This is a genomic window from Streptomyces sp. NPDC051940, assembly GCF_040680895.1.
Classification (GTDB): domain Bacteria; phylum Actinomycetota; class Actinomycetes; order Streptomycetales; family Streptomycetaceae; genus Streptomyces.
This window is the reverse complement of record NZ_JBFAXR010000045.1, coordinates 1-22,172: the sequence shown is the minus strand read 5'-3', so window position 1 is coordinate 22,172 and position 22,172 is coordinate 1. Positions and strand designations below refer to the sequence as shown.

At 71.7% G+C, this 22,172-nt stretch carries 20 protein-coding genes and 2 pseudogenes; 15 read left to right on the top strand and 7 right to left on the bottom strand.

Annotated features, from left to right (window positions below; genetic code table 11):
- Positions 1 to 36: 36 nt before the first annotated feature.
- Positions 37 to 462: a transcriptional repressor gene (locus AB0M28_RS19185; RefSeq protein ID WP_365405837.1), complete on the top strand. Its 426-nt coding sequence runs from the start codon at positions 37 to 39 to the stop codon at positions 460 to 462.
- Between the two features lie 10 nt (positions 463 to 472).
- Positions 473 to 1,447 (top strand): folate-binding protein, encoded by a 975-nt coding sequence (locus AB0M28_RS19180; protein WP_365405834.1) that lies wholly within the window; start codon positions 473 to 475, stop codon positions 1,445 to 1,447.
- Positions 1,448 to 1,460: 13 nt separating this feature from the next.
- On the opposite strand, the gene AB0M28_RS19175 is transcribed toward AB0M28_RS19180, so the two are convergent.
- The 3 genes from AB0M28_RS19175 to dtd form a co-directional block, all read right to left on the bottom strand.
- Positions 1,461 to 2,990: an insulinase family protein gene (locus AB0M28_RS19175; RefSeq protein ID WP_365405831.1), complete on the bottom strand. Its 1,530-nt coding sequence runs from the start codon at positions 2,988 to 2,990 to the stop codon at positions 1,461 to 1,463.
- A 3-nt stretch (positions 2,991 to 2,993) separates the two neighbouring features.
- Positions 2,994 to 3,857 (bottom strand): hypothetical protein, encoded by an 864-nt coding sequence (locus AB0M28_RS19170; RefSeq protein ID WP_365405830.1) that lies wholly within the window; start codon positions 3,855 to 3,857, stop codon positions 2,994 to 2,996.
- Between the two features lie 709 nt (positions 3,858 to 4,566).
- Positions 4,567 to 4,992, bottom strand: a complete 426-nt coding sequence (gene dtd, locus AB0M28_RS19165) for a D-aminoacyl-tRNA deacylase (protein WP_365405827.1) — start codon at positions 4,990 to 4,992, stop codon at positions 4,567 to 4,569.
- 166 nt (positions 4,993 to 5,158) lie between these two features.
- Between dtd and AB0M28_RS19160 the strand changes: the two genes are divergently transcribed.
- From AB0M28_RS19160 to AB0M28_RS19150, 3 genes and pseudogenes are all read left to right on the top strand, one after another.
- Positions 5,159 to 5,773, top strand: coding sequence for an ABC transporter substrate-binding protein (locus tag AB0M28_RS19160; RefSeq protein WP_365405824.1), 615 nt, complete (start codon positions 5,159 to 5,161; stop codon positions 5,771 to 5,773).
- A gap of 145 nt (positions 5,774 to 5,918) precedes the next feature.
- A pseudogene (locus AB0M28_RS19155) lies at positions 5,919 to 6,854 on the top strand (asparaginase); the annotation flags it as partial.
- Between the two features lie 142 nt (positions 6,855 to 6,996).
- Positions 6,997 to 8,244 (top strand): GNAT family N-acetyltransferase, encoded by a 1,248-nt coding sequence (locus AB0M28_RS19150; RefSeq protein ID WP_365405821.1) that lies wholly within the window; start codon positions 6,997 to 6,999, stop codon positions 8,242 to 8,244.
- Between the two features lie 223 nt (positions 8,245 to 8,467).
- Here the strand turns inward: AB0M28_RS19150 and AB0M28_RS19145 are convergent, their stop codons facing one another.
- A complete protein-coding gene (locus AB0M28_RS19145; RefSeq protein WP_365405818.1) occupies positions 8,468 to 8,656 on the bottom strand; it encodes a hypothetical protein in 189 nt (62 codons plus the stop codon).
- 229 nt (positions 8,657 to 8,885) lie between these two features.
- Here AB0M28_RS19145 and AB0M28_RS19140 point away from each other — a divergent pair, with 229 nt between their 5' ends.
- The 7 genes from AB0M28_RS19140 (at position 8,886) to AB0M28_RS19110 (ending at position 17,257) form a co-directional block, all read left to right on the top strand.
- Complete coding sequence (locus AB0M28_RS19140; RefSeq protein WP_365405815.1) at positions 8,886 to 9,791, top strand: GntR family transcriptional regulator; 906 nt, start codon at positions 8,886 to 8,888, stop codon at positions 9,789 to 9,791.
- Between the two features lie 261 nt (positions 9,792 to 10,052).
- On the top strand, positions 10,053 to 11,096 hold the full coding sequence (locus AB0M28_RS19135) for an aminoglycoside phosphotransferase family protein (RefSeq protein WP_365405812.1): 1,044 nt from the start codon (positions 10,053 to 10,055) through the stop codon (positions 11,094 to 11,096).
- Between the two features lie 243 nt (positions 11,097 to 11,339).
- Positions 11,340 to 12,341 carry a phosphotransferase gene (locus AB0M28_RS19130; protein ID WP_365405809.1) on the top strand — a complete coding sequence of 334 codons (1,002 nt, stop codon included), beginning with the start codon at positions 11,340 to 11,342 and terminating at the stop codon, positions 12,339 to 12,341.
- Positions 12,342 to 12,500: 159 nt separating this feature from the next.
- A complete protein-coding gene (locus AB0M28_RS19125) occupies positions 12,501 to 13,238 on the top strand; it encodes an HAD-IA family hydrolase (protein ID WP_365405806.1) in 738 nt (245 codons plus the stop codon).
- A gap of 43 nt (positions 13,239 to 13,281) precedes the next feature.
- The gene (locus tag AB0M28_RS19120) at positions 13,282 to 15,723 is read left to right on the top strand and encodes a hypothetical protein (RefSeq protein WP_365405803.1); all 2,442 of its coding nucleotides are present in this window, start codon (positions 13,282 to 13,284) and stop codon (positions 15,721 to 15,723) included.
- A gap of 27 nt (positions 15,724 to 15,750) precedes the next feature.
- Entirely contained in the window at positions 15,751 to 16,797 is a 1,047-nt protein-coding gene (locus tag AB0M28_RS19115) for a phosphotransferase (RefSeq protein WP_365405800.1), read from the top strand.
- A gap of 55 nt (positions 16,798 to 16,852) precedes the next feature.
- Positions 16,853 to 17,257, top strand: coding sequence for an ankyrin repeat domain-containing protein (locus AB0M28_RS19110; RefSeq protein WP_365405797.1), 405 nt, complete (start codon positions 16,853 to 16,855; stop codon positions 17,255 to 17,257).
- Positions 17,258 to 17,261: 4 nt separating this feature from the next.
- Here the strand turns inward: AB0M28_RS19110 and AB0M28_RS19105 are convergent.
- Positions 17,262 to 17,456, bottom strand: a pseudogene (locus AB0M28_RS19105) (DUF6228 family protein); the annotation flags it as partial.
- Positions 17,457 to 17,565: 109 nt separating this feature from the next.
- Between AB0M28_RS19105 and AB0M28_RS19100 the strand changes: the two are divergent.
- The 3 genes from AB0M28_RS19100 to AB0M28_RS19090 all read left to right on the top strand — a co-directional run bounded on the left by AB0M28_RS19100 (position 17,566) and on the right by AB0M28_RS19090 (position 19,026).
- On the top strand, positions 17,566 to 17,997 hold the full coding sequence (locus tag AB0M28_RS19100; RefSeq protein ID WP_365405794.1) for a helix-turn-helix transcriptional regulator: 432 nt from the start codon (positions 17,566 to 17,568) through the stop codon (positions 17,995 to 17,997).
- Positions 17,994 to 18,587: a hypothetical protein gene (locus tag AB0M28_RS19095; protein ID WP_365405792.1), complete on the top strand. Its 594-nt coding sequence runs from the start codon at positions 17,994 to 17,996 to the stop codon at positions 18,585 to 18,587. Before AB0M28_RS19100 ends, AB0M28_RS19095 begins: the two co-directional genes overlap by 4 nt.
- 109 nt (positions 18,588 to 18,696) lie before the next feature.
- Positions 18,697 to 19,026, top strand: a complete 330-nt coding sequence (locus tag AB0M28_RS19090; protein ID WP_365405789.1) for a DUF2516 family protein — start codon at positions 18,697 to 18,699, stop codon at positions 19,024 to 19,026.
- Between the two features lie 18 nt (positions 19,027 to 19,044).
- Here AB0M28_RS19090 and AB0M28_RS19085 read toward each other — a convergent pair whose 3' ends face one another.
- Entirely contained in the window at positions 19,045 to 20,325 is a 1,281-nt protein-coding gene (locus AB0M28_RS19085; RefSeq protein WP_365405787.1) for a SpoIIE family protein phosphatase, read from the bottom strand.
- Positions 20,326 to 20,635: 310 nt separating this feature from the next.
- Positions 20,636 to 21,700 (bottom strand): NlpC/P60 family protein, encoded by a 1,065-nt coding sequence (locus AB0M28_RS19080; protein WP_365405784.1) that lies wholly within the window; start codon positions 21,698 to 21,700, stop codon positions 20,636 to 20,638.
- Between the last annotated feature and the right edge of the window lie 472 nt (positions 21,701 to 22,172).

Below are 22,172 nucleotides of genomic sequence, written 5' to 3'. Positions count from 1 at the left end.
GATCCCGTTCCGGCCGCAGTACCTACACTGGGGCCTGTGGAGACCACGGACTGGAAGGCCGACCTGCGGCAGCGGGGCTACCGGCTGACGCCGCAGCGCCAGCTCGTGCTCGAAGCCGTCGACACCCTGGAGCACGCGACCCCGGACGCCATCCTGTGCGAGGTGCGCAAGACGGCGGCCGGGGTGAACATCTCCACCGTGTACCGCACCCTGGAGCTGCTCGAGGAGCTCGGGCTGGTCAGCCACGCCCATCTGGGCCACGGGGCGCCGACCTACCACCTCGCCGACCGCCACCACCATCTGCACCTGGTCTGCCGGGACTGCGACGAGGTGACGGAGGCCGACGTCTCGGTCGCGCAGCCGTTCGCGGACACCCTGCGGGAGACGTTCGGCTTCGAGACCGACCTCAAGCACTTCGCCATCTTCGGCCGCTGTGCGAAATGCTCCGCGGCGGCGCCGTAGTGTTGAACGTATGAACGCGCAACCGTCCCCTCTGCTCTCCCTGCCCGGAGCCGTGGCGGCCGAGGCCCCCGACGAAGGTGTCGCCGCGCACTACGGCGAGCTCTACCGCGAGCAGCGCGCCCTCGCCGCCGGTGAGGGCTTCGTCGACCTGTCCCACCGCGGCGTCCTCACCGTCTCCGGCCCCGACCGGCTCAGCTGGCTGCACCTGCTCATCACCCAGCACGTGGAGGGCCTGCAACCGGGCGTCGCCACGGAGGCCCTGGTCCTGTCGGCGAACGGGCACGTCGAGCACGCGCTGTACCTCGTGGACGACGGCGAGACGGTGTGGGCGCACGTCGAGCCGGGCACGCAGGAGGCGCTCCTCACGTACTTCGAGTCGATGAAGTTCTTCTACCGGGTGGAGCTCGCGGACCGTACGGCCGACTACGCCGTGGTCCATCTCCCGGCCGGTTCGATCGCCCCCGTCCCCGAGGGCGTGGTCGTCCGCGAGACGGCGTACGGCCGGGACCTGTTCCTGCCCCGTACGGAGCTGAAGGCGTTCGCCGACGGGGCGGGCCCCCCGGCGGGCGTGCTGGCGTACGAGGCGCTGCGCGTCGAGCAGCACCGGCCGCGGCTGGGGCGCGAGACCGACCACCGCACGATCCCGCACGAGGTCGGCTGGATCGGCTCGGCGGTGCATCTGCAGAAGGGCTGCTACCGCGGCCAGGAGACCGTCGCCCGGGTGCAGAACCTGGGCCGGCCGCCGCGCCGCTTGGTCTTCCTCCACCTCGACGGCAGCGAGGTCCATCTGCCGCAGCACGGCGCACCCGTCCGGCTGGCGTCCGACGGCGCCGAGGGCCGGCCGCTCGGGTTCGTCACGACGTCCGCCCGGCACCACGAGCTGGGGCCGATCGCGCTGGCGCTGGTGAAGCGGAACACGGACCCGGACGCACCGCTGCTGGCGGGGACGACGGCGGCGTCGCAGGAGATCGTGGTCGCGCCCTGAGGCTCTCGCCGGCTCACCGGCGCCGTCCGAAGAACCCCGACGACTGTCTGGTCTTCGCGGGCTGCGGTATGTCGGCCGCGGCCCGCGGGGGCTCCCGTACGACGCACTCCGGCGGCACCATCCGGTCGATCGACGCGATCAGCTCGATCGGCATCCGGAACAGCGTCGGCTCCACGGCCAGCGCGATCCCGTCGTACCCCGTCAGCCGCCGCGCCCCGTCCGGCACCGCCGCCATCAGCGCGCACTGCGCGAACCGCACCGTGGCCGCGCCCCCGGGCGTCACCAGGCTCACGCCGTCGGGCCCGACGACCAGCCAGACGCCGTCCTCCGCGACCGCCGGATAGCGCTCGCCGTTCACCACGTCCAGCGAGGACACCGGCGCCTGGACGAAGCCCGCCCACTCCGCGTCCCGCCCCCGCGGCACCTGCAGCAGCGCCGCCGCCGCGGCCTCCTCGGCGACCGCCCGTACGTCGCGCAGCGTCACCCGATCCAGCTCGCGCCGCAGGTCGGCGACGCTCTGGTTGCGGTGGCCGTGGAGCAGGTTCAGGGCGTACGACGGCAGCCGGGCGGCGCCGACGTCGGGGATGTCGAGGACGGCCAGCGCGCTCTCCCTCACCGCGGCCAGGTCCTCCTGCGCCAGCGTGCCCACCCGCATCCGCGCCAGTACGTCCACGAAGCCGCCGAGGACCGCGTCCTGCTTGTCCGGCAGGGCGTCGGCGAGGGCGGTGACCGTCGCGTGGTCGGCATCGCGCGGCGAGTAGTCGGCGGCGGCGGTGTACGAGTAGCCGCCCTTCTTCCGCAGGTCCCGGAAGAGCTCGCGGCCGAGCAGTTCGGCGTACAGGGTGGCGGCGCCGGATCGGCGCACCACGGTGTCGAGGACCACGCCGCCCTCGTCGCCCTCCAGATACGCCGGCGACTGCGGCAGAGCCGAGGTGACCGCCGGGGTGCCGTACCAGGTGCCGGAGGGCAGCGGCGAGAGGTCGAGACCCGCGGGGACCTCGTCGGCGGTGATCCACAGGACGGCGTTCTCCCGGGTGAACCAGGTGCGTACCCAGCTCTGCACGGTGGCCGCGTCCAGCCGGGGCAGACCCATCTCGGGGTAGCTGACCAGACCGTAGCCGCGGGCGCCGTAACGCCACAGGGGCAGCCGCCGGTTGGCGCCCGCGCCGCGGCCGGCCTCCTCGGTGCGCAGGATCTCCTTCTCGGTCTCCAGCCGCGGGAACGGCAGGTCGGCGAGGGCGGCACAGACCCCGTTGAGGTACGCGACGACGTCCCGCTCGCCGCCCTGGACGTGGAAGTGGGTGTACGAGGCTGCGGTGGCCCCGTTGTAGTGGCCCTCGCCCAGCCCGCTCTCGTACAGCGCGAGATGCTCGACGAGATGCGTCAGGCCGCTGGTGGCCAGCGTCTCGTCGGCCCGCCCGACGCGGAAGAAGAGCCCGGCGCCCACCGGCCCGGGACGGGCGGCGAGCACGGTCCGCACACCCTGCACGACCGTCTCGCGGACGCCGTCGCGGCCGCTTCCTCCTGTGTGCCGGATCGCCATCGCTCAGCCCCTCCCCAGCGCGGCCCTGCGCTGCCGCGTGTACGCCGCCACCGGATCGCCGTACAGCCGGTCCCACGGTGCCTCGCTGCCGCGGTTGCCGAGCTGCCGGAAGTGCCAGGCGGCCTTCTGCGGATCCTCGGCCACGGAGTACAGGCACGCGAAGAGCCCGTGGGCGTAGATCCAGTGGAAGTCGGCCCGGAACCCGTCGTGCATCACCGTGCGGTGCACCGCCTCCGTCAGCTCGCGCTGGGCGGCGGGGCCGGTCAGGTCGTACGAGGGGCCGTCCCGGTCCGCGTAGTGCTCCAGGTGCGCCTCGGCGACCAGCAGCGGCGACAGGCTGCCGGGCGGGGCGGCGGCCGCGCACTCGTTGGCGAAGCCGTGCGCCTCCTGCCAGGTGCCGCTCCACTTCGGGCACAGCTGCTGCAGGAGCTGCGACTGCGCGGAGTAGAAGTGCGGGTGGTGTTCGGCGACCCGCTCGTAGCGCCGCCGCGCCTCGCTCGCACCCAGCTGCAGGCCGCGGGCGGTCGTGATGCGGTGCAGCCAGGCGAGGGCGTTCGCCGGGTCCTCGGCGCACACGTCGATGAGCAGGCGCTCGGCACGGCGCAGATAGCCGAAGAACCGGGTGAACCGGTCGGCGGACACGTCCTTGGCCCGCGCCCCGGTCCGGATCCCCCACCCGACGTGGACCAGCGTCCCGGCCAGCAGCGTCCGGGCCAGCACGTCGCCCTTGTCCCGCCCGCTGACCCCGACCAGGAACTCCTCGGCACCGGGCGTCTCGGCCACGGTCTTCGCGGCGACCGCCTGCAGATCGGGCTCCCCGAGCTCGCCCACATACGCCCGCACGGTCGCCCAGTCCCGCCCGGTCACGGCGCCACGCAGCCGCCCCAGCTCAGGAAAGTTGACCAACGCCCTGAACTCGGGCGCCCCCACCCCCACAGAATCGAACACCGCGGGATCATAGGGGATCCGCGCCCGGGGTGCTGCGTTTTCCGGGGATGCCCCCCGGAAAACCCGGCTGGACAAGGGCGAAGCCTCGGGGGTGAGGGACGGGCACCGACGCTGGACGGGCATCGCAGCCGGCCGCAACGCGGCGCGGGACGCAGGCCGCTCCGGCCCGCCGCAGCACCTCGCGGGACGCTCGCGCGCTGCGGGCGGCTGCATCGCGGCGCGGGACGCGCACATGCTGCGGGCGGTCGCAACACCTCGCGGGACGCACGCACGCTGCGGGCGGCTGCATCGCGGCGCGGGACGCGCACATGCTGCGGGCGGTCGCAACACCTCGCGGGACGCACGCACGCTGCGGGCGGCTGCAACACGGCGCGGGACGCACGCTGCGGCGGTCGCAGCACCTCGCAGGGCGCACGCACGCTGCCGGCGCTGAAACGCGGCGCGGAACGCACGCACGCTCCCCGCGGCTGCAACGCGGCGCGGAACGCACGCGCGCTGCGGGCGGTCGGGCCGCCGAGGGGCGGCACGGGCGGGCGCAGCGGCCCCGCACCAGCCCCACCCCCCGCAACCACCACCAAGGGGGTCCGGGGGCGAAGCCCCCGCGGAAGCGGACCGCACCACGAAGAGCTCAGATCTCCACAAGCACCGTAAAAGGACCGCTATTGGTCAAAGACACCCGCATGCTCGCCCCGAACCGCCCCGTATGAACCTCCGCCCCCAACCCCCGCAACTGCGCGACGACCTCATCGACGAGAGGCTCCGCGACCTCCCCGGGCGCAGCCGCGTTCCACGTGGGCCGCCGCCCCTTCCGGGGGTCACCGTAAAGCGTGAATTGGCTGATGACCAGAAGCGGAGCACCGGAGTCCGAACACGACTTCTCCCCCTCCAGCACCCGCAGCGTCCACAGCTTCCGCGCCATCTGCGCCGCCTTCGCCGGAGAGTCGTCGTGCGTGACCCCCACCAGCACACATAGCCCCTCGCCGACGAACTCGCCGACCGTCTCGCCCGCCACCTCGACCCGGGCCCCGTCGGCCCGCTGAACCACAGCTCGCATGACAGACATCATGCCCCGCACGCCCCCGCGCCCCTTTACGCGCGTGTGCGCCGAGGGCCGTTCGGAGTCAGACCCCCTGCATGGCGACACTCCGCAGTGGCACGATGCTCATGTGTCCGGAGGTATGACTATGGCGTCAACCGGACGAAGGGGACGGAAGACACGCATGAGTTCACCAGGCGCCGGGCATACACCGAGTCCCGTACCGACCGCGCGTACCGAGGACCTGCCGATGCTCAAGTCCGATTCTCGCCGCACGCCGAGGCCGCCCGCTCCACGCACCCCCCTGGCGGACAGCGCGCACGGCGCGCGCCTGGGCGCACTCTCCCTCGACGAGCTCCGCGAACTGCGGCGCGCCTCGCAGCAGGAGGAGGCGGACCTGTCGTACGTACGCCGGCTGCTGCACGGCCGTATCGACATCCTGCGCGCCGAGCTGGCCCGTCGAAGCTCCCCGCACGCCCCGGTCCTGGACCGGCTCCCCGAGATCCTCACCGACGCCCCCACCGGCCGGACGTCCTCGGCGCGCCATGTGACGCTGGGGACGCCGCTGCGCGAGGAGTACCGGGAGCTGGCCGAGCGGATGCTCGGCGAGGTCGAACTGTCCGACCTGGCCGCCCGTACCGACGAGGAGCTGGAGCGGGGCCTGGCGGACCTCGCCCGCCACGAGTCGGGGGTGTCGCGCCGGCGCCAGCAGCTGCAGCGCACGGCGGACGAGTGCAGCACGGAGATCGCGCGGCGTTACCGTGAGGGGGAAGCGCAGGTCGACGACCTGCTCCGCTGACGCAAGCGCAGGGAAGGCCCGTATGCCCGCAACCTCCACCGCGGACGACCCGAACACCCCGCCGGACATACCCCGCCCTCCCGGGGGCCAAGCCCCTTCCAGGCTATCGGCCCCCACTGACACTCCACCCCCGCCCCACACCCCTCCCCCCGTCCTCGCCGAGGCCGTACGCTCCGGCTTCACGGAGAGCCGGCACCGCGGTTCGCTGGTGATCCTGGCGGCGGACGGCAGCGTCGAGCTGGCACTGGGGGACGTGGCCTCACCCGTCTTCCCGCGCTCCAGCAACAAGCCGATGCAGGCCGCCGCCGTACTGCGCGCGGGCCTCGACCTGGAGGGCGAACGGCTGGCGCTCGCCGCCGCCAGCCACTCCGGGGAGCCGTTCCATCTGGACCTGGTCCGCAAGATGCTGGCCGAGGCGGGCCTGTCCGAGTCCGATCTGCAGACCCCGCCCGACCTCCCCCTGGACCCGGACGCGCGCGACGCGTATCTGGCTGAGGGCCGCCCCCGAGACCGCGTCGCGATGAACTGCTCGGGCAAGCACGCCTCGATGCTGGCCGCGTGCGCCGCGAACGGCTGGCCGCTCACCACGTACCGCGATCCGTCCCACCCCCTCCAGCAGCTGATCCTCGCCTCGGTCGAGGCGGCGGCCGGCGAACGCGTCGCCCACATCGGCGTCGACGGCTGCGGCGCCCCGTTGATGTCCCTCTCGCTCACGGGCCTGGCCCGCGCCTTCCGTTCGTACGTCCTGGCCGACCCCGGCACGCCCGAGCGCCGCGTGGCGGACGCGATGCGCGCCCACCCGGAGTACGTCGCCGGCACCCACCGCTCGGACACCTGGCTGATGCGGGCCGTCCCCGGCACGTTGGCGAAGATCGGCGCGGAGGCCTGCCAGGCGCTGGCGCTCCCGGACGGCCGCGCCCTGGCGTTCAAGATCGAGGACGGCGGCGGACGGGCGGTGGGCCCGGTCCTGGCGTCGGCCCTGCGGCAACTGGGCGTGACCTCCCCGGTACTGGCCCGCCTCGCGGAGTCACCGCTGTACGGGGGCGGGGAGGTGGTGGGGGAGATCCGGGCGGCGTTCTGAGGTGGCGGGGGTCGCGTCCGCCCTAATGGGCCCCGTAAACGAGTCGCCGTAAACGGGAGAGACCCGCCGTAACAGAGGCCGACCGAACCCCCGCCGCGAAAAGCACGCGACGCCTGCTCGCGTGTCCGCATAGCGTGCCCCCATGACCGATGTCGCCATCCGCACCCTGACCGAAGACGAAGCCGCCGAGTGGCACCGAGCCATGGCCGTCGGCTTCCTCGGCGAACCCGTCGTCCACCCGGAGGACGTCGAGAAACGTCTGCAGACGATCGACCTGAACCGCACCCAGGGCGCCTGGGACGGCAAGCGCTGCGTGGGTACGTTCCGCAGCTTCGCCCAGCAACTGACCGTGCCCGGGGGTACGTCGATCCCCGCCACGGCGGTCTCCAACGTCACGGTCACCTCCACCCACCGCCGCCGCGGCCTGCTCACGCGCATGATGGCGAACGACCTGACGGCGGCGAAGGAGCGCGGCGAGATCGCCGCCACGCTGATCGCCGCCGAGTACCCGATCTACGGCCATCACGGCTTCGGCCCCGCCACCTGGGTCACGGAGTGGGAGGTCGACATCCCCCGCACCGGCCTCGACCCGCGCTACGCCGGCCCCGCGGACGGCGGCACGGTGGAGCTGGTCACGGGCGACGAGGTGCGGACCGTGGGCCCGGCGCTGTTCGAGAAGTTCCGGCTCCAGACCCCGGGCGCGGTGGACCGCGACGCCCGCTGGTGGCAGGAGTGGACCGGCGAGATCCGCTCCGCGGCGCGTACGTGGAAGGAGCCGTACTACGCCCTGTACCGCTCCGCGGACGGCGAACCCGAGGGCCTCGTGTCGTACACGACGGACAACCAGGACTGGCGCTCCAAGCTCCCCTACTGCGAGGCCAAAGTCGGCAAGCTCATCGCGACCACCCCCGCGGCGGAGCGCGCCCTGTGGCACTACCTCTGCTCGATCGACTGGGTGGCCAAGCTCAAGACGGGCTACCGCGCCCCGGACGACCTCCTCCCCCTCCTCCTGCCGGACCCCCGCGCGGCCCGCGTCCACTCCCACGCGGACTACCTCTGGATCCGCCCGCTGGACACGCCCCGCTTCCTCGAGGCCCGCGCCTACGGCGCCCCGGGCGAGCTGGTGCTCGAACTCGACGACCCGAAGAACCTCTCCGGCGGCCGCTACCTCCTCACGACGGACGGTCCGACCGCCTCCTGCACCCCCACCACCCGCTCGGCGGACCTGACCCTCCCGGTCTCCGAACTGGGCACCCTCTACCTCGGCGACGAGTCCGCGGTCCGCCTCACGGCCCTGGGCCGCGTCACGGAGAACACCCCGGGAGCGGCGGCCCGCACAGACCTGCTGTTCCGCACGCCGCGCCGGCCTTGGTGCCCGGACGTGTTCTGACGCACGAGGCGACACGGTCCGAATCCTCCACGCGCCGCCCGAGCTGCCCCCTCCGCAGCTCGGGCGGCGGTGTCTCAGTGGCCGCTGAACCACCACAGAAAACCGATGATCAGCAGCATCCCCAGACATCCGAGACAGCAGTCCTCGTCAGACAGCGCGACGACGACGATCAGCGCGAGGGCCAGGAAGACCATCGCCCCCACCCCCTGGGCGGCCCACCCGCTCAGCCGGCTGGCTGAGCGATGACCGCTGCGAGCATCGCGCCGCCGGCGATGCTGCAGGTGGCGTTCTTCGACTTGATGCCGATGATCATCAGGGTGAGTCCCGCGACCCCGATGGTTCCGTACTTCGTCTCGACGAGCCGGTCGAATGCGATGACCAACGCCGCCATGGCGATCGCGAATTTCGGCATAGTGGTCCCCCTCCTCGTCCACCGCTGAAAGATGCGCCGTGCGGAGCCGCCCGTACGCCGTTGGACGGGCGGGGAGAACTTGGAGCGGCTCTTGACCAACTCGGACCGTGTTGACCAAGTCCGGGAAGTTGGTCAGCCAACTCCTGAGTACTTACTGCCCGGTTGGCTGACGGCGAAAACTGTTGGCTAGTAACTCCCATTGAATGGCCCGAAGTTATACTGTTGGCTCGTGGAGGCGAGCAACGGCCAGGCAAACGGCAGGGCACGGCCGAAGGACCGTGTCGCCGCAGCGCTGCGCGAGCGCATCCGCACCGGTCACGAGGGCTACCGCCCCGGCCAGCAGATCCCCACCCAGGCCAAGCTGATGAAGGAGTTCGGCGTCGAGCGCGCCGCCGTCCGCCAGGCGCTGGATCTACTCAAGGACGAGGAACTGCTGGACAACGTGACTCAGGGGGCACCGCCGCGGGTGGCGGAGCAGCAGGCCGAGCCGCCCGTCGCCCCGCTGCAGCCTCAGGCGGCGGGTGCGGCGCTCGCCGACCGCATAACGTCCGCCTTCCGCTCCCGGCACGTCACGCTGGACACCCTCTCGCTCACCACCGAGACGCTGAACAGCGCGGTCGCACAGGTGACCATCGCCATGCAGTCGGGCGAGGTCTCGCCGCCCGAGTCGATCAGGGCACGGCTGCTGGTGCCCGCGCCGGGTACTGAGCTCGCACTGCCCCGCATGGTCGAGGATCCCGAGGACGAGCGCCCGCTCGGCCGGCTGCACAGGCTGATCAACCTGCACGCGACGGCCCTGCAGCACTCACTCTTCGCCATGGTCGAACGCGGACTCGTCCCGAACGTCAACGTGCAGTTCAAGACAATCCCGCTGACACCGTCGCACAAGCTCTATCTGCTCAACGGGAAAGACGCCCTGCTCGGGTTCTACCGGGTGGTTCCCCGTACGGTGCTGGACAAGGGCACCGAGCTGGAGATCTACGACGTCATGGGGATCGACACGACACTGTTCCCCTTCTCGGCACGCCCAGGAAACCCCAGCGGATCGGACACCGCTATGGTTACCGAGTTGCAGCAATGGTTTGACTCCCTGTGGGACACGATCGCCCAGGAATTCACACCAGGTGACGTATGAGCGGACAGAACCCGCCGTCGACCGAGGCACCGCACGGACCTGCGCTAGCCTCACTCATCCGCACGCCCGCCCTCACATGCCGCCCGGTGCCCGATGTCGACCGTTACCCCGACCCAGCACCTCTGGGTCCCCACTGAATGGCCCCGCCAGATCCGGCTCGAAGCACGCCGTCGATTCTCCGCGGGGCGAGAGGTCCTGCGCGGCCACCACAACGTGAACGTCGTGGTCCCGCTGGGGAGTTCCCTGGCCCGTCGGGTCTCCGTGCCCGAGGGCACCGAGAAGGCCAAGTTCCGGACCCCGCAGCGCACCCTCGAGGTGGTTCCGCGTCTCTGGCCGGACGAGTACAGCCTGCTCGAGGCCGTGCACGAGTACGTCCCCAACGTCCCTAAGCCCCTGATTCGCCACGGCTGGAACTCCGCCCTCCACGCCTATGTACCGGGCGAACCGCTCGGTTACCTCCACCCGCGCGGCAAGAAGGCCCTCAGCGACACGCTGCTGAGACGCATTGCCAAAGTCATGCGCCGGATCGCGGCCGTGCCGGCCGGGTCGCTCCCGCCGCTCCCGGTGGACTGGCCCGGGAATGGGGACAGCGAGGGCTTTCTGCAGCGGCTCGTGTCCTTCTCGGAGGAGAAGGTGCAGCGACGCTACCAGTCCAGGTTCGGCGAACTGTTCGACAGCCTCGGCATCCCCGAGGACGCAGTGTCCCGCTTCCGGGACCGCGCCGCGCACCTCGACAGATGGCCCACCGGCCTCACCACGCGGGATTTCTGCCTCGTCCACGCCGATCTGCACCGCGACAATCTGATCCTCTGCGGCAAGCGGATCTATGTGCTCGACTGGGAGCTGGCGCTGTACGGCGACCCTCTGCACGAGCTGGCCACCCATGTGGTGCGCATGGGCTACACGCCCGATGAGCAGAGCCGGCTGATCAAGCAGTGGCAGTACCTGGCCGAACCCAGGCACCAGCGGGGCATGGACGCCGATCTGCAGGTCTACACGGACTTCGAGTACGCACAGTCGGTCTTCGCCGACACGATGCGGGCCGCCGCCGGACTGCGCACCCGCCCCACCGAATCCGCCCTGGAAGGCGCCGCCCAGACCGTCCGTCGCGCACTGCGCAATGCCGAAGCACCACTGAAACTGGAGGGCGTCCCGGACTTGCGGGAGACGACCGCCGCACTGCGGACGTGGGCGAAAGGCAGCCGCCGGACCCGGCGATGGGTCGTCCGCGATCCCAGGGCTGCCCGGCCAGTACTCGCATGGGGTGTCCAAACAGCAGCTCCGGCACTGTCAGCCGGACAATGAGCTCTTCCGGACGGGTGATTGTGGGCAATTCCGTGCCCAGCGCGGGAACCGGCCCGCTAGCGTCTGCCATCGTCAGATGCACGTGGCTGCTCAGTCACGTGGCACAGGCGGACGGTAGCTATGTCATCGGCAGCCTCGCGGCGCCACCGGCTACAGCGTGAACTTCGGCTCCGGTGGCATTTCGCGCTGCACCGGCACACCCCGCGAGGCCGAACCGTACGCGGACACCACAACGACAACCATGTGGCCGGCCTGCGCGCCCCCCTGGCCCGCCTACTCGGCGTCGCACCCGGGACCCTCGGCAAACTGCGCACCCCCCTGCGCGTCCCCCAGGTACTCCCCCGCCCCTGGCCCGACGAGGGGGCGATCCTGCAGGCCGTCGCACCACATATCGACACCGCCCCCCGCTTCCTGGCCGCGGCGGGCCGCCGCGCCCTCCACTCGTACGAACCCGGCCTCCCCCTCACCGAGCTGCACGCCAAGGGCGAGGCCGTGCCCGACGCGACCCTGCGGCGGCTCGTCCTGCTGCTGGGCCGCGTCGCCACCGTCCCGTCGGACGTGCTGCCCGCCCTCCCCGGGGACTGGCCGCGGGACACGGACAGTGGCGCGTTCCTGCGCCTGCTCGTCGACTTCGCCGAGCACGAGGTGCATCAGCACAGCCGCGCCCACTTCGGGAACCTCTTCGCCGCCCTCGGCCTGCCCGGACACCCGCTGAACCGGTTCCTCGACCTGGCTCTGACGCTGTCGAGGCGCCCGTTCTCCCTGCTCCACGCCGACGTGCACCGGGACAACCTCGTGGTCCTCCGGGACGGCCGGCTCTTCCTCCTCGACTGGGAGTACGCCCTCTACGGCGATCCCCTGCACGAACTGGCCACCCACGTGGCGCGGATGGGCTACCCGGACCACCAGCGGGACGAGCTGCTGCGGATGTGGCGCAAGGAGATGGACCAGCTGGGCTTGTCCGCCCGTACCGCCGGCTTCGACCAGGACTTCCCCGTCTACCTGGACTTCGAGCGCGCCCAGTCCGTCTTCCCCGACACCATCCGCGCGGCCCTGTGGCTCAGGCACGGCGACGGCCCGGACAGGGTGGCCGAGGCCGCCGCCGCCATCCACGCGTCCTTGCTGCTCGCCCGCGGCCCGCTGGACCTCGACGGCGTACCCACCCGCAGGGAGATCGGAGCGGCGCTGCGGGACTGGCGGCGCGAGGACCGACATCGCTGGATGCGGCCGCGCTCCCGGCCCTGACCCGGCGTCAGACCCATCGCGGCACTCGGTTCACTTCCGTCAGTCTGGGAAGGCTTGGTGCTGCGGTTCCTCTCGTCTGCGACCCGGCCACCGGGCAGCTGGGGGTTGAGTACGCTGGATCGCGCTGTCCGATAGCTGACAACCGACGTTCGGAGAGATGTGGCCGACATCCACGGATCCGACGAGCAGGAAGAGCTCCGCCGGCTGCTTGGATCGGCCAGGTGCGTGCTCTTCGACTTCGACGGACCAGTGTGCAGGCTCTTCGCCGGGCAGACGTCCGGCGAGATCGCCGGGCGCCTCAGGGAATGGATGACCGCCCAGGGCTACGAGAAGGAACTCGGCCAGGTCGCGGATGCGTTCACCGACGCCTATGCGGTGCTCCGCCGGCTCGTCGCCCTCACCGTCGACCCAGCGGTGGTCTCGGCGGTGGAGAAATACCTGACCCAGGAGGAGCTTGCGGCCACGGACTCCGCGTGGCCCACTCGGCACGCCGACGCCCTGATACAGACACTGCGGGCGACCGACCGGAAGATAGCGATCGCGACCAACAACGCGCCCGAACCGGTCGTGCAGTATCTGCGCACCCGCAAGCTCACCGACGCTTTCGGCCCGCACATACACGGCCGCCGCCACGACGCCCGGCGCCTGAAGCCCGATCCGGACTGCTTGGAGCGCGCGCTGGCGTCCACGGGTGAGCCGCCCGCGGCGGCGGTGATGATAGGCGACAGCTGGGTCGACCTGGAAGCAGCCCGGGCACTCGGAGTCCCGTTCATCGGCTTCGCCACCAGACCGGAGAAGGGCACACTTCTCAGAGAGCGCGGCGCCACGATCGTCCTCGACGATCTGAAGCCGCTGCTCGCGGCAGCCCGGACCCTGCGGCCGTTACTGCGGTACTGACGCGCGGCAGACCGGCCGCCCCGGCGGTCCGAAGGGAGTTCCCGTGCGGAATCGCTCGACGCGGCAGCCGGCCGGCAACCGCGGGTTCTTCAACCAGCAGGCGCTGATCGCCGCGTACCGCCAGGAACTGCTCCGGCCGGTGGGCGAGCCCCGCATCCTCAACGTCACCGGTATGGGCGGCATCGGGAAGTCCCGCAGCCTGCGCCATCTGCGGCAGCTGAGCGACGAGCGGCGTACGGCCCTGGTCGACTTCCGGCTGCCGGGCAGTCATCAGCTGGAGAGCTTCCTCGCCCAGCTGCGCCAGGAGTTCGGTGCGCAGCACGTCCGCTTCCCGCGCTTCGACCTGGCCTTCCGCGAGTTACGCCGGAGAATGCACCCGGCGGAGAACCCCCGGCAACCGGACCCGTTCGGCGGCGGCGCCAACTCGCTGGGCCGGATGGCCGAGGCCTGGACCGGACCGACCATCACCGGGGCCGTCTTCGGCGGGGTGTGGATGGTCTGGCTGGGTCAGCGCAGACTGCACGACCAGCGGCTGATGAAGAGCGATCCCGACCTCGCGGACCTGCCCCAGCTGTCCACCGAGGCGCTGATCGGCAAGCTGATCGCCCTGCTCGGCGAGGAACTCGACCAGGGCTGCCAGGGCTCGCCCTACGTCGTCTTCGTCGACACCTACGAGTTCCTCCCGTCCGGCCAGGACAACTGGCTGCGTGCCCTGGTGCCCCGGCTGCGGCACGGCCTGGTGGTGATAGCCAGCAGGGATCCGCTCCTCCAGGAGTTCTGGCCCGTACCCATCACCTGGGCGGAGGTCGAGCGGCTCAACCCGGCGCACTGCGAGGCGTATCTGCGCAGGTCGGGGATGTCGGACCCGGACCAGCGCAGGGCTGTCGCCAAGGCGAGCGAAGGGCTCCCCTTCTATCTGGACCTCGCCATCGACACTCCCGGCGGACCCGGCCGCAACCCTCCCACGGGTACGGCGGTCTCCCAGGCGCTGATCGAGCGTCGCTTCCTGGAGCACGTGCCCGAGAAGACACAGAACGTCCTGCAGGTACTCAGCCTCGCCCGGCTGTTCAGCGAGGAGATGTACGAGCAGCTGCGCCGCGACCTGCAGCTGGCCTGGTATCCGCGGCTGTGGGACGAGCTCACGCGGTACTCCTTCGTCAGCGAGGGCCCGGAAGGCTGGTACCAGCTCCACCAGCTGATGGTCAGGGCGCTGCACGCCAACTGGCCCGCGTCCGGGCGGGCACGCGTCCACGGCCGGCTGCGGAAGTTCTGGGAGCGCCTCGCGGACAAGCCGGACGGGGCGGCCGGTCCCGGACCGGCCAGCTTCGCACCCCGGCAGGAGGCCGTGTACCACGGTCTGCGTTCGGGCTCGATGTCGGTCTCACGGGTCCTGGACCACGTGGACCTGAGCCAGGCCGGGACGGGCAGCCAGGCGGTGCGCGGCATCGCCGACGACCTGCGTGCGTTCGTACGCGAGTTCCCCGACGCCAGTGACCGGATCCGGTCACTGGCCGCCTGCGTCGAGGCCGAGGTCCTGCTGGCGCAGGGCGACGGCCCGGCTGCTCTGGAGGCGCTCGCAGGGACCTCGGCGCCGTCGGGAAGCACGCTCGACGCCCGGCTGACGATGGCGCGGGCCGACGCGATGCGGCTCAAGGGCACCACGCACGAGGCCCGGGACGGCTATCGCCGGCTCTGGCACGAAGGCACCGGGGCGACCCGGCTCCAGGGCGGCTACGCGCTCGCCGACATCATCATGTGTGCCGGGGACTTCCGTCAGGCCCGGTCGCTGGCCGCCGAGGTGTACGAGGCGCCCGACGGCGACCAGGTCCTGCGGGCCCGCACGCTGCGGCTGCTCCATCTGCTCTTCCGCTTCCAGCTCGACTTCCCCGCGTCGGAGGCGCTGCTCGACAGGGCGGAGGCCGGATTCCGCGAGAAGCCCAGACCGGACCATCTGGCCGACATCCAGACCAACCGCGTCGAGCTGCTGGCCTTCACCGACCCGCCGCAGGCCCTCGCCACCGCGGTGGGCGCGCTCGCCGCGCAGCGGGGCCTCGGTGCGTGGCACGAGGTCGGCAAGACGCTGACCGCCCAGGCCATCGCGTACACCCGGCTGGCCGACTTCGAGAACGCCGAGCACGCTTTCGCGGAGGCCAAAGAAGTTCTCCACATATCCAACTACCGGTCGGGAAGAATCCGGGCAGAGCTCTTCCACGCCTTCCTTCACCTGCGGCGCAATCGCGAGGAGGCGGCCCTGCGGTCGCTGCGCGAGTCCGGGCGGATGTTCGAGGCGGCCGGGGTGTACCCGTTCCTCTCGATGCTGGCGTACAAGACCACCGTGCACATCGGCCGGCCGAGTGCTGAGCTGGAGCACATGTGCGACCGGGCCGCACGGTCCGTGACCCTGACCGACCCCGACGACTCACTGGCGTCCTACGAACTGCGGATGGAGCGGCTGATCGCCGATCTCCTCTCGGACTCCCGCTGACCTCCCGCCCCTCACGAGGAGTACGACATGGACCTTGGCCCGGAAGACTTCGAGAGGGTCTACCGCCTGGCACTGGCGAACGGCGAGGGCGCCTGCGGCCACTACCACCGCAACATCAGAGTGGACTACGGGGGCCAGGCCGTCGTCGTGCGGATTCCCGAGGGCTGCGTCGAGCGGATGGACTTCAGCATCTGGCGGGAGGGCGAACTGCTCCGGGCGATCGAGCCGCACACCAAACTCAGCCCGCGGCTGATCCACGAGGCGGACTCCTATCAGGTACACGGGTTTCTGCCGGGGTTCACGGTCGCCGACAGCTATCCGCGGGGTACCAGGCTGCCGCCCGACATCACAGCCGGGGTGCGCGCGGCCTTCGCCGACATGCTCCAGGTCCCGCGGCGGCAACTGCCGCCGATCAGGCGCCGATGGCCGAAGGACGGCGACACCCGCGCCTTCGCCCGCGTCCTCATCGGCCATGCGCGCGGACTGCGCCGGGCCCACGGCCGGGAGCGGCCCGCGCTGTTCGAGCGGCTCGGGATGCCGGAGGACCCGTTCGGGGCCCTGGCGGAGAGGCTGGGGCCGCGGGGAGCCGGTATCGGGCGCCGTGACTTCCGCCTGCTCCACGGGGATCTGCACCGCGGCAATCTGCTGAGCAACGGGCCCGGAGAGGTCTACGTGCTGGACTGGCAGCTCGCCCTGTGGGGAGACCCCGTGTTCGATCTGGCGCGCCATCTGCACACCACGGGGTATTCCGCGGTCCAGGAGAAGGCGGTGATCCGGGAGTGGTGCGACACCGCGGCCGCGGCGCCGGGGCGGTGCCTCGAGCGCTGGGAGGAGGCGCTGGGCTTCTACCGGGCCTACGAGCAGGTGAAGTCGTCGGTGGTCGACACCGTCCGGTGGTCCCGGCGGATCGAGGCGCTGCGGCGGGGCTCGGACGAGGAGCTGGCGGCCGCGAGCGAGCTCGCGCGGCGCGTCAACGCGGGGCGCGAACACTGGCCGCGGTTCGCGGAGGCCGACGGGCTGACCGCGCAGGAGGTGCTGCACGCGGTGCGGGGAACCCGGGCGTTGCCCCGCTGAAGCCCCGGGGGTTCCTTCGTACAGTGGAGGCCACCCCGCAGAGAGGACCACGCCCATGAGTGCCACCGACGAGCCCGCGCACGACCCCGAGGTGATGGTGCTGGCCGCCAAGGTCTTCGATCTGGCGCGGGGCGGGGAGGCCGACACGCTCGCCGCGTACGTCGATGCGGGGGTGCCGGCCACGCTCACCAACGACGGTGGGGATTCGCTGGTCATGCTCGCCGCCTATCACGGGCACGCGCGCGCCGTGGCGGTGCTGGCCGAGCGCGGGGCCGACGTGAACCAGGTCAACGACCGGGGGCAGACGCCGCTCGCCGGGGCGGTCTTCAAGGGGGCCGACGACGTCGTACGGGTGCTGGTCGCACACGGGGCCGATCCGGGCGCCGGGTCGCCGTCCGCCGTCGAGACGGCCCGGATGTTCGGGAAGACCGAGCTGCTGGAGCTCTTCGGGGCGGAGTAGGCCGTCACGGCCGGCCTCCCGCCAGGAACGCGCGGACGTCGGCCGCCAGCTCGTCCAGACAGGTCTCCAGACCCGCGTCCCATTTCCACGCCACCACCTCGTCCACCCGGGCCGTGAGGCCCGGGGAGCTGAGTTCCACCGCGTAGTGCGTGGTGTCCTCGTCCGGACGGAAGCGGTCGCAGAGCCGGACGCCGACGGCGGGAGCGCCCCTCTCGTACGATTAACGCGATACATCGCGATAATGTGAAGTGCGTCACTCCTGCAAGCGGGTGCTTGCAATAGTTAGCACTCGGGTGCAGGCTGTCCGCATGGCAACGCTCAAAGTCGGCGATCTGGGCGAGTTCCTGCGTGAGCAGCGCAAGCACGCCCGGTTGAGTCTGCGACAGCTCGCGGACGCCGCCGGCGTGTCCAATCCGTATCTGAGCCAGATCGAGCGCGGGCTGCGCAAGCCCAGCGCGGAGATCCTGCAGCAGATCGCCAAGGCGCTGCGCATCTCGGCCGAGACGCTGTACGTACAGGCCGGGATCCTCGACGAGCGGCGGGACACGGAAGGGGTGGCCGTGCACACGGCGATCCTCACCGATCCGTCGATCAGCGAGCAGCAGAAGCAGGTGCTGCTGCAGATCTACGACTCGTTCCGCAGGGAGAACGCCCGGGACGGGGAGGACGACGTGAGCGCAGCAGAAGCAACAGAAGCAGAAGAAGGCGAAACCACAGCCCAGGGAGGGACACCCTCATGACCATCACCGACGACGTGAAGAAGACGTTCTCCGACCCGACCCCGCTGTACGCCGTGGCCGGCCTCGCCGACCTGGCGCAGGAGAAGCTCAAGGAGGTGCCGGCCCTGGTCGAGAAGCTGCGGGCCGAGGCTCCGGAGCGGATCCAGGCCGTACGGGATTCCGACCCGAAGGCCGCGCGTGAGCGGGTGACCGAGCGGGCCAAGGTGGCCCAGGCCAAGGTCGGCGAGGCGCTGTCGAACATCGACACCGATGTGAAGAAGCTCCGCGAGAACGCCCAGGACCTCGCCCTGCAGGGCGTGGGCCGGGCCGCCGAGTACGCGGTCAAGGCCCGTGAGGCCTACGACGAGCTGGCCGAGCGCGGCCGGGGCGCCGTGAAGATCTGGCGCGGCGAGGCGGCCGACGACGTGCAGTACACCGCCGAGGTCGTCCGGCCCGAGCCCGAGCCCGTGATCGAGCCGGAGCCCGAGCCCAAGCCGGAGCCGAAGGCCGAGGCCAAGGCAGAGCCCGCCAAGAAGACCTCCGCCGCGAAGAAGACCACCGCCCGCAAGACGACCACGGCGAAGAAGACCGCTCCGAAGAGCGAGAGCTGAGCCGACGGCGGTTTACGGCGACCGGTGCCGGGCACGGGCGGGGTGCCCGGACCGTTGAAACGGTACGGTTGACAGCAGTGCTTATCCCTGCGGACGGGTGGTGTCGGGCGTGTTGTTGCAAGGTTTCGGAACGGTCGTGTCCTTCCTCATGCTCGCGATCGCCGTTTTCTCGGTGGTGGCGTTCGTCGACGCCGCGGTGAAGCGGGAGGACGCCTACCGCGCCGCGAACAAGCAGAACAAGGGCTTCTGGCTGATCGTCCTCGGCATCACGGTCGCCGTGAACTGGCTGGTCCCGCTGTTCTTCCTGACGATCATCGGCCTGGTCGCCTGCATCGTGTACTTCGTCGACGTACGCCCCGCCCTCAAGCAGGTCACCGGCCCGCGCCGACGCGGCGGCAGCAGCTCGGACGGGCCGTACGGGCCGTTCAACGGGCGCTGAACACGGCCCCGGGGGCCGTCAGAGCCCCCGGTCCAGCAGCAGGACCGCCACGTCGTCCGTGAGTTCGCCGCCGTTGAGGCGGCGGACCTCCGTCACCGCCTCGTCCAGCAGCGGCTCGCCCCGCAGGCCGCGGTCCAGCAGGCCCTCGGTGAGGGTCAGCAGGCCCTCCTGGCCCAGGCGGTCGCCGCTGTCCTCTCCCGTACGGCCCTCGATCAGGCCGTCCGTGTACATCAGCAGACTCCACCGGCCGCCCAGCTCCACCTGCTGGCGCGGCCAGCGGGCGCGCGGGAGCAGTCCCAGCGCGGGGCCGTTGTGCTCGTCCGGGAGCAGCCGCGGGGTGTCGCCGGGGCGGGAGATGAGCGGGGCCGGGTGGCCGGCCAGGCAGACGCCCGCGCGGCGGCCGTCCGGGGAGATGTCGACCGTGCACAGCGTCGCGAAGATCTCCTCGTCCGCCCGCTCGTTCTCCAGCACCCGCTGCAGCGTGGACAGCAGCTCGTCGCCGCAGAGCCCCGCGAACGTCAGGGCCCGCCACGCGATGCGCAGCTCCACGCCGAGCGCGGCCTCGTCGGGGCCGTGGCCGCAGACGTCGCCGATCATCGCGTGCACGGCGCCGTCCGGGGTGCGGACCGCGTCGTAGAAGTCGCCGCCGAGCAGGGCGCGGCTGCGGCCGGGGCGGTAGCGGGCCGCGAAGGACAGGCCGGAGCCGTCCAGCAGCGGCGTCGGCAGCAGGCCGCGCTCCAGCCGGGCGTTCTCCTGGGCGCGCATCTTCGCGGCGGTCAGCCGGTGCTGCGCCATGTCGGCGCGCTTGCGCTCCACGGCGTAGCGGATCGCCCGGCCCAGCAGGCGGCCGTCCAGCTCGTCGCGGAAGAGGAAGTCCTGGGCCCCGACCCGTACGGCCTCGGCGGCCCGCTCGGCGTCCTGGCCGTCGGTGAGGACGAGCACGGCGTGCGAGGGCGCGAGGCGCAGCACGTCGTGCAGCGTGTCCAGCTCGTCGCCGGGGCCCTTCGCGCCCGGTCCGGGGCGGGAGAGGTCCAGCAGGATGCAGTGGACGTCCTGCGTGAGCAGACGGCCCGCCTCGGTGAGGTTACGGGCGGTGCGCACCCGGATACGGTCGCCGCGGTGCGGGCCCTCGGCGTGCTCCAGCAGTGCGGGCACGCTGAACTCGCCGCCCGGGTCGTCCTCGATGAGCAGCACGTTGATCTGGTTGACGGGCGCCGGGGGCTGGGTGCGCTGACCGGGCAGCAGCGAGCCGACGGAGCCCTGGGCTCCGCCGTTCGTACGCTGTGCGCTGTCGCTCATGGAGGGTGGCCCGGATGCGGGCATCACGTCTTCTTCCTTCCCTCCCCCCGAGGGCCGGCGGGCCGCGGATGCGCGGACTGCCACGGGGGACCCTAGCGCCTTCACGTGCACATTCGTAACGGCTGATCGTGAAGGGTGTGTGCAATGTGCGGGCTGCGGATGGTTTTTCGTGTGTCGGCGCAGGTCGGGGCATGACAAACATCACGAGTGCGGTGGGTCGCAGTCGCGGGGGGTTACGGGGGTACGTGCGGGGGTTCGGGCCCGGCGTGTGTGCGGGGCCCGGGCCCGTCGTACGTGCCGGGGGCTGCGGTCAGGCGTCCGGGCGTACCACGGCCAGGATCGGGAGGGAGCCCGCGCCCGCGACCGTGATCTGGCGGCCGGTGCGGGGGGCGTGGATCATCAGGCCCTGGCCTATGTAGAGGGCGACATGGCTGGCGTCGTTCTTGTAGATGATCAGGTCGCCCGGGCGCATGGCCATCACGCCGACCTGCGTCAGCCCGCGGTACTGCTGCTGCGAGGTGCGCGGGATCCGGTAACCGGCCGCCTGCCAGGCCCGCATCGTCAGGCCCGAGCAGTCGAAGGTGGTCGGGCCCTCGGCGCCCCACTCGTAGTCCTTGCCGATCTGGGCGGTCGCGTAGCGGATGGCCCGCTTGCCGGGCTCGGAGGCGGTGTCGCCGAGCGAGTCCAGGATGCCCGAGGCGAGCCAGGCGGCCTGGCTGGCGTCGGCGGCCTGGTCCTCCAGCAGGGTGAGGCGGGCGCGTTCGGAGGCGGCGAGGCGGGACTCCAGCAGCTTGGCCGTGGCCAGCTGCTCCTCGATCTCCTTCTTGGCCTCGGCCTGCTGCTTGCGGTCGCTCTCCAGCCGCTCCCAGAGGTCCGTGGCGTCGGCGGTGTAGCCGTCGAGGGCGTTCTTGGTCGACTCCAGTTCGCGGATCAGGCCGGCCTGCGCGTTGATGGCCTTGTCGGTGAGGTGCAGGCCGTCGAAGAAGTCCTGCGGGTGGTCGCTCAGCATCAGCTGGGCCTGGGTGGGGAAGCCGCCGCTGCGGTACTGGGCGCGGGCCAGGGCGCCCGCCTGGTCGCGCAGCGTCTGCAGCTTCTCCTTGGCCTTGGCGGTCTCCCGCGCCAGCAGGTCGACGGACTTCTGCTGCTCCGCGACGCGGGTCTCGACGGCGTTGTACGCGTCGGTGGCTATCTCGGCGCGGTGGTACAGCTCCTGGGCCTGGGCGTGCACCTGCTCCGCGGTGGGTGGGGGTTCGGCCCGTACGGCGGGGGCGGCCCAGCTCGCGAGGAGTGCGGTGGCCGCGGCCAGGGCGGTCTGTGCTCTACGGCGGCGGCCGAGGCCCCGCCGGGGCCCTGCCGGCCCCCTTCCCCCCGCCATACGTCCCCTTCGTCGTCCCCGTTGTGTCCGTGTTGTGCGTGTTCCGCTCGGCGCGGTGGCTTCGCGCTCTGCGCGTGATGCTGCCATGTGCGGGTGAAATGCGACAGACCCGGCTGGGGGTGGGTGGGTGAATTGCGCACCAAGTGCGGCTTTCCCTCCGGGGGTTGGGTGGGGGGTGCTCATCCGGTGCGGGTTTCCCTCCGGGGGGTGCGGGGGGCGCGTGGTCGGTGGGCTCTGCCTCCGGGCGGGTCGGGGTGGCGTGCGGTGCCGCTTGCGCGTCGGGGAGTTGCGGTGGTTGCGTCCCACGCCGAAGGCTGCGGTTCCGCTGCGCCCGCCCGTGCCGCCCCTCGGGCGGCGCGGCCGCCCGCAGCGTTGCGTCGTTTCCGCCACGGGCGTGCCTGGCGGCGCCCCGGCCGCGCGCAGCGTTACGCCGCTTCCGCCACAGCCGTGCCCGGCGGCGCCGGTGCCGCCT

Excerpts from the sequence above, each read along its gene's own strand:
- AB0M28_RS19180 (WP_365405834.1), top strand. The coding sequence starts at position 473 with ATGAACGCGCAACCGTCCCCTCTGCTCTCCCTGCCCGGAGCCGTGGCG.
- AB0M28_RS19175 (WP_365405831.1), bottom strand. The coding sequence starts at position 2,990 with ATGGCGATCCGGCACACAGGAGGAAGCGGCCGCGACGGCGTCCGCGAG.
- dtd (WP_365405827.1), bottom strand. The coding sequence starts at position 4,992 with ATGCGAGCTGTGGTTCAGCGGGCCGACGGGGCCCGGGTCGAGGTGGCG.
- AB0M28_RS19160 (WP_365405824.1), top strand. The coding sequence starts at position 5,159 with ATGAGTTCACCAGGCGCCGGGCATACACCGAGTCCCGTACCGACCGCG.
- AB0M28_RS19150 (WP_365405821.1), top strand. The coding sequence starts at position 6,997 with ATGACCGATGTCGCCATCCGCACCCTGACCGAAGACGAAGCCGCCGAG.
- AB0M28_RS19145 (WP_365405818.1), bottom strand. The coding sequence starts at position 8,656 with ATGCCGAAATTCGCGATCGCCATGGCGGCGTTGGTCATCGCATTCGAC.
- AB0M28_RS19115 (WP_365405800.1), top strand. The coding sequence starts at position 15,751 with ATGGACCTTGGCCCGGAAGACTTCGAGAGGGTCTACCGCCTGGCACTG.
- AB0M28_RS19110 (WP_365405797.1), top strand. The coding sequence starts at position 16,853 with ATGAGTGCCACCGACGAGCCCGCGCACGACCCCGAGGTGATGGTGCTG.
- AB0M28_RS19100 (WP_365405794.1), top strand. The coding sequence starts at position 17,566 with ATGGCAACGCTCAAAGTCGGCGATCTGGGCGAGTTCCTGCGTGAGCAG.
- AB0M28_RS19095 (WP_365405792.1), top strand. The coding sequence starts at position 17,994 with ATGACCATCACCGACGACGTGAAGAAGACGTTCTCCGACCCGACCCCG.
- AB0M28_RS19085 (WP_365405787.1), bottom strand. The coding sequence starts at position 20,325 with ATGAGCGACAGCGCACAGCGTACGAACGGCGGAGCCCAGGGCTCCGTC.
- AB0M28_RS19080 (WP_365405784.1), bottom strand. The coding sequence starts at position 21,700 with ATGGCGGGGGGAAGGGGGCCGGCAGGGCCCCGGCGGGGCCTCGGCCGC.